The organism is Falsiroseomonas oryziterrae (assembly GCF_021864505.1).
In the GTDB taxonomy this organism is placed as follows: Bacteria; Pseudomonadota; Alphaproteobacteria; order Acetobacterales; family Acetobacteraceae; genus Falsiroseomonas; species Falsiroseomonas oryziterrae.
On the sequence record NZ_JAKJIB010000293.1, the window covers coordinates 1 to 5449 of the forward strand.

At 71.3% G+C, this 5449-nt stretch carries 4 protein-coding genes; 1 reads left to right on the forward strand and 3 read right to left on the reverse strand.

The genetic code is table 11. The annotated features are described in order from the left end of the window. A partial coding sequence (locus L2I40_RS18410; RefSeq protein WP_237216644.1) for a hypothetical protein occupies positions 1–266 on the reverse strand: 266 nt, incomplete at its 3' end. A gap of 532 nt (positions 267–798) precedes the next feature. Here L2I40_RS18410 and L2I40_RS18415 point away from each other — a divergent pair. Then, positions 799–2817, forward strand: coding sequence for a BTAD domain-containing putative transcriptional regulator (locus tag L2I40_RS18415; RefSeq protein WP_237216645.1), 2019 nt, complete (start codon positions 799–801; stop codon positions 2815–2817). Positions 2818–3010: 193 nt separating this feature from the next. Here the strand turns inward: L2I40_RS18415 and recA are convergent, their stop codons facing one another. Continuing rightward, positions 3011–4045 carry a recombinase RecA gene (gene recA / locus L2I40_RS18420; protein WP_237216646.1) on the reverse strand — a complete coding sequence of 345 codons (1035 nt, stop codon included), beginning with the start codon at positions 4043–4045 and terminating at the stop codon, positions 3011–3013. Positions 4046–4227: 182 nt separating this feature from the next. After that, the coding region (locus L2I40_RS18425) for an ATP-binding protein (RefSeq protein WP_237216647.1) at positions 4228–5449 on the reverse strand (1222 nt) is incomplete at its 5' end.

Here is a 5449-nt window from a genome sequence, read left to right on the forward strand (position 1 = left end):
ACCTTGCCCTCATCCGCCACCGCCGCCGGAACCGGGCGCGGCGCGGCCTTCAGCCCGGCGCCGAGGCGCACCTTGCCCTCATCCGCCACCGCCGCCGGAACCGGGCGCGGCGCGGTCTTCAGCCCGGCGCCGAGGCGCACCTTGCCCTCATCCGCCACCGCCGCCGGAACCGGGCGCGGCGCGGTCTTCAACCCGGCGCCGAGGCGCACCTTGCCGGCGTCGGCGACAGCAGCGAGCGAGATCGAGAGCTTGTTGGTGGGCGTCATGGTCATTCGTCCTCGGCTGGGGGTTCTGTTGGGTGGATCCGCTTCGGCAGGCGATGTCCGCCTGACACAGTCTGGTATTTATTCCGATCCGTGCTATCATGTTAAGTTTTTATTCCGTGAAAACACGGTCAATGCGCGCAGGCCTGTCGCGGCGCTCGCGCAGCGCGACAGGCCACCGCTTGATGGCGGATTCACGCGCGCAACGGCGATCTCACGCGCCACTTGGAGTGGCTGCGCCTAGTGTCCGGACCACCCACAACCATTGCGGGAGTCTCGCGATGGAACTTCGACCAATTGCGGTTGCGTGGCGGACCATGCGCCCGGCCAGGAAGCGATGCCCTGCCGGCAGCAAGACGCCGGCACGGATGGCAGGCCGGCGGGCGACAAGGCCGATGTCCCCATCGGATCCGTCCCTCGCTCTTGACGTGCAGCGCCTGCCCCGGCACGCGCCGACGCCAGGATGGCGGTCATGTATCAACCAGAAGGTGACGCGCGACCTCCGTCACACTATTTTCGTGGCATGGGCGGCTCCGTGGTCACTCACGTCCAGACTTTCGACGCTCCTCCGGACGCGGCGCTGCCGCCCGAGGACGTACCGCGGCTGCGCCTCGTGCTGATCGGGCAGATGGAAGCCTGGACGCTCGGCTCGATGTCGGTGCTGCCGCGGTCCCGCAAGGCGCGCGCCCTGCTCGCCATCCTCGCCATGGCCGGCGGCGCGACGGTACCCCGCGCGCGACTGGCCGACCTCCTGTGGTCGCGACGCGGCGTTGAACAGCAGCGCGGCTCGCTGCGGCAGGCCGTGCACGAACTCGGCGAGTCCCTGGCGCCGGCCGGCGTGCCGCTGCTGCTGCCGACGCGCGAGACGCTGGCGCTCCGCAAGGACCTGGTCTGGACCGACGCGGTGGAGGTGCTGCGTCCCGGCCCGTCGCAGCCGGAAACGCTCGACCTGCTGACCGGCGAGTTCCTGAGCGACCTCGACGGCGTCGATCGGGCCTTCGACGGCTGGCTGGCCGAGCAGCGCCGGAGGCTGCAGGAGGCGGCGGTGACGCGTGCCAATGCGCTGCTCGCCTCCGCCGGCGGGCCGCGCGCCATGCTGGCCGCGGCGCGACGCCTGGTAGAGATCGACCCGCTGCAGGAGGCCGGCTGGCGCGCCTTGATCCGTGCGCAATCGGACCTCGGCGATCGGGCCGGCGCGCTTGCCGCATACGAGCAGTGCCGCACGCTGCTGCACACCCGCTTCGGCGCCGCCCCGTCGCCGGAGACCGAGCGCCTGGTGCGCGCGCTCTGCGGCACGGCGGCGACCGGCGCGGCGGAGGCGCCGCTGGTCACGAGCCTCGGCACGGCTGCGCCGAAGCGGCCGGCAACGCGCGGCGCACGGCTCGGCGTGCTTCCGCTCCGCATCCTTGGCGTCGAGACGGAGGAGCACCTGGCGGTCGGGCTGGCGGAGGAGATCACTACCGCCCTCTCGCGCTTCCGCTGGCTGTTCATCGCCAACAGCGCCTCGCTCGCCGCAGCGGCGTCACGCAGCGGCGAGGTGGCGGCCGCGCAGGATCTCGGTCTCGACTTCCTGCTGGCCGGCACGGTGCAACGGAGCGGCACGCGCGTGCGCGTCTCGCTGCGGCTGACCGACCTGCGGCCGCCGGAGACGATCGTCTGGAGCCAGCGCTTCGAGCGCGAGGCGGACGACATGCTGACCCTGCAGGACGAGACGGCAGCGGAACTCGTCGCGCGCATCGACCCCGAGATCCTGCTGATCGAGGCGGAGCGCGCGGGCACGCGGCGCAGCGTGAGCGGCACCGCCTACGACCTCGTGCTGCGCGCCATTCCCGCGCTGCACCAGCTCGACCGCGAGAGCTTCCTCGAGGCCGGGTCGCTGCTCGAACGCGCGACGTCGCTCGAGCCGGACTACGCGCCGGCCTTCTCCTGGCACGCCTACTGGCATCTCTTCCTCGTCGGCCAGGGCTGGGCGGAGGACAGCTACGCCTTCGTCGAGGCCGAGCGCCTTGCGAAGCGCGCCATGGCGCTCGATCCGCAGGACGCCCAGGCGCTGACGGTCTTCGGGCACGTCAGCGCCTTCCTGCACCACCGCCTGCGCGAGGCGCGGACGCTGCACGAGCGGGCCCTGGCGCTGAACCCGAACCTTGCCATGGCCTGGGTCTTCTCGGGCATGACGGAGAGCTATCTCGGCGAGCATGAGCGGGCGCTGCAGCGCCTCGACCGCTACAAGCGCCTGTCGCCGCTGCATCCGCACTCCTTCTTCTTCGACGCGGCGCGTGGCATCCCGCTGCTGCTGCAGAAGCGGCACGAGGAAGCGGCGGAGACCGGGCGGCAGGCGATCGCGCTGCAACCGGCCATCAGCTACCCTTACAAGTTCCTGCTGAGCGCCCTTGGCCATCTCGGAGAGCGCGAGGAAGCGGCAGCATTGCGGCGTCGCCTGGCGGAGATCGAGCCCGATTTTTCGGTCGAGCGCGCGAGCCGACGAAATCCCATGGCGCGCGCCGAAGACCGCGCCCACTACGAGGAAGGCCTGAGGCTCGCAGGGCTGGAGTGAGCCGTCGGCGCGCAGGAGCAGCGCCCCGACCGAGGCTCATGGTCCCGCGGAGCCGTCGCTCCGTCCGCAGGTCGGGTACAGGAACCCGCATCGCGGGGAAGCCTGCCGGCGACGCCCGGGACAACGTCCCTGGCCGGACCTGCCGATCGCAGTCTTGGCGACCCGGTTGGCGGGGGCGAAGCCCCCGCGCCGGTCACTCGGCCGCGGCGGCCTCCGTCTCCTCGCCCGCCAGCATCGCATTGGCGAGGCCGTTCGCCTGGGCACGGATGCGCTTCTCGACGCTGTCGGCGACGTCCGGGTTGTCGCGCATGAACTGCTTCGCGTTCTCGCGCCCCTGCCCGATGCGCTGGCTGTCGCAGCTGAACCAAGCGCCCGACTTCTCGACCACCCCGGCCTTCACGCCGAGGTCGATCAACTCGCCCACCTTGCTGATGCCCTCGCCGTACATGATGTCGAATTCCACCTGCCGGAACGGCGGGGCCATCTTGTTCTTCACCACCTTCACGCGCGTCTGGTTGCCGGTGGTGGTGTCGCGCTCCTTGATCGAGCCGATGCGGCGGATCTCCATGCGCACGCTGGCATAGAACTTCAGCGCGTTGCCGCCCGTCGTCGTCTCCGGGTTGCCGAACATGACGCCGATCTTGAGGCGGATCTGGTTCAGGAAGATCAGCAGCGTGTTGGAGCGCGAGACGCTGCCGGTCAGCTTGCGCAGCGCCTGCGACATCAGCCGCGCGTGCAGGCCGACATGGCTGTCGCCCATCTCGCCTTCCAGTTCGGCGCGCGGCACCAGCGCCGCGACACTGTCCACGACCAGCACGTCGATCGCGCCGGACCGCACCAGCGTGTCGGCGATCTCGAGCGCCTGCTCGCCGGCGTCGGGCTGGCTGATCAGCAGGTTGTCGACGTCCACGCCGAGCTTGCGGGCATAGCCGGGATCGAGCGCATGCTCGGCGTCGATGAAGGCGCAGGTCCCGCCCTTCTTCTGCGCCTCGGCGATGGCGTGCAGCGCGAGCGTCGTCTTGCCCGAGCTTTCCGGCCCGTAGATCTCCACGATGCGGCCCTTGGGCAGGCCGCCGATACCGAGCGCGAGGTCGAGCCCGAGCGAGCCGGTCGAGATCACCTCGACCTCCGCATCGGCAGACTTGTTGCCCATGCGCATGATCGAGCCCTTGCCGAAGGACCTCTCGATCTGGCTCAGCGCGGCATCCAGAGCCTTCGTCTTGTCCATTGGGCCCGATCTCCCCGCTGCCCCGTCTCAACCAGAATGCGCAACCACGGCGGCGAATCGCCAACCCACGGTCACGCCCCACGCCACCTTGCCCGATTGCGCGGCGCGACTCCAAGACGCGACGCAAGCGGGCGGCGACCCATCCGGAATATGGCCCGGATCGGGGTGGCAAACAAGAACATTTAGGAAACTTTCGCCCCGTCCGCCGGCAGCAGTGCGCGCATCTCGGCCACCAGATCACCCAGGCGATAGGGTTTCGCGAGCAACCGCAGCCGCTCCGCAGCCAGGTCCCGACCGAGCGCTGCCTCGGCGTAGCCCGAGACGAGCAGCACCGGCAGGTCCGGATCCCCTGCTCGCAGCCGCGCGGCCAGGGCGAAGCCGTCGAGGCCGGGCATCACGACATCCGAGACGAGCGCCGCCGGCCGCGCCCCGCCGCTCTCGACGAGATCGAGCGCCTCCTCTGCCGCGCCGGCCGCGATCACTTCGAAGCCGGCGCGCCTGAGCGCCTCGGCAGCGAGGCGGAGCAGCGGCGGCTCGTCCTCGACCAGCAGGACCGGTCCGGAGGCACGGCGCTCCGGGGGGGCCTGCGGCTGGACCGGATCATGCGCGACCGGCGCCTCGGACGGGCCGTCGTGCCGCGGCAGCCAGATCCGGAAGGTCGTCCCCTCGCCCGGACGGCTGTCGGCGGCGATGAAGCCGCCGGACTGGCGCACAATCCCATGCACTGTCGACAGCCCCAGCCCCGTGCCGCCCTGCTCGCGCTTGGTCGTGAAGAACGGATCGAAGATCCGCGGCAGCAGCGCGGGCGGGATCCCGCCGCCGGTATCCGCGACCTCCAGCAGCACGTAGCGGCCTGGCGCGAGTTCCTCCTGGCCGATCGGCTCAGGCTGCAGCACCACCGCGTGCCCGGTCGCGATCCGCAGGCGGCCGCCGCCCGGCATCGCGTCGCGCGCGTTGAGGGCCAGGTTCATGATCACCTGGTCGAGCTGCGTGGGGTCGATGCGCACGCGTCGGCCTGGCTCCTCGAGCTCGACGGAGAGCCTGACATGGCGGCCGAGAAGGCGCTGGAGCAATCCGGCGATGCCGGTGACCGCCTCGTTCAGCTCGACGACACGAGGTTGCAGCGCCTGCTGGCGGGCGAAGGCCAGAAGCTGACGCACGAGCGCGGCCCCGCGGGCGGCGCTGTCGAGCACCTGGAGCAGTTCGGGCGCCGCCGCGCTGCCCGGATCTCGCGCCAAGGCCGTCTCCGCGCTGGCGGTGACCGCGGCCAGGAGGTTGTTGAAGTCGTGCGCGATGCCGCCGGCGAGGGCGCCGACCGATTGCAGCCGGGCGGCCGCGGCGTTGCGCTGCGCGTCGTCGGCTGCGGCGCGCGAGACCACGCGCAGCAGCGCGCCGCCGCCGCGC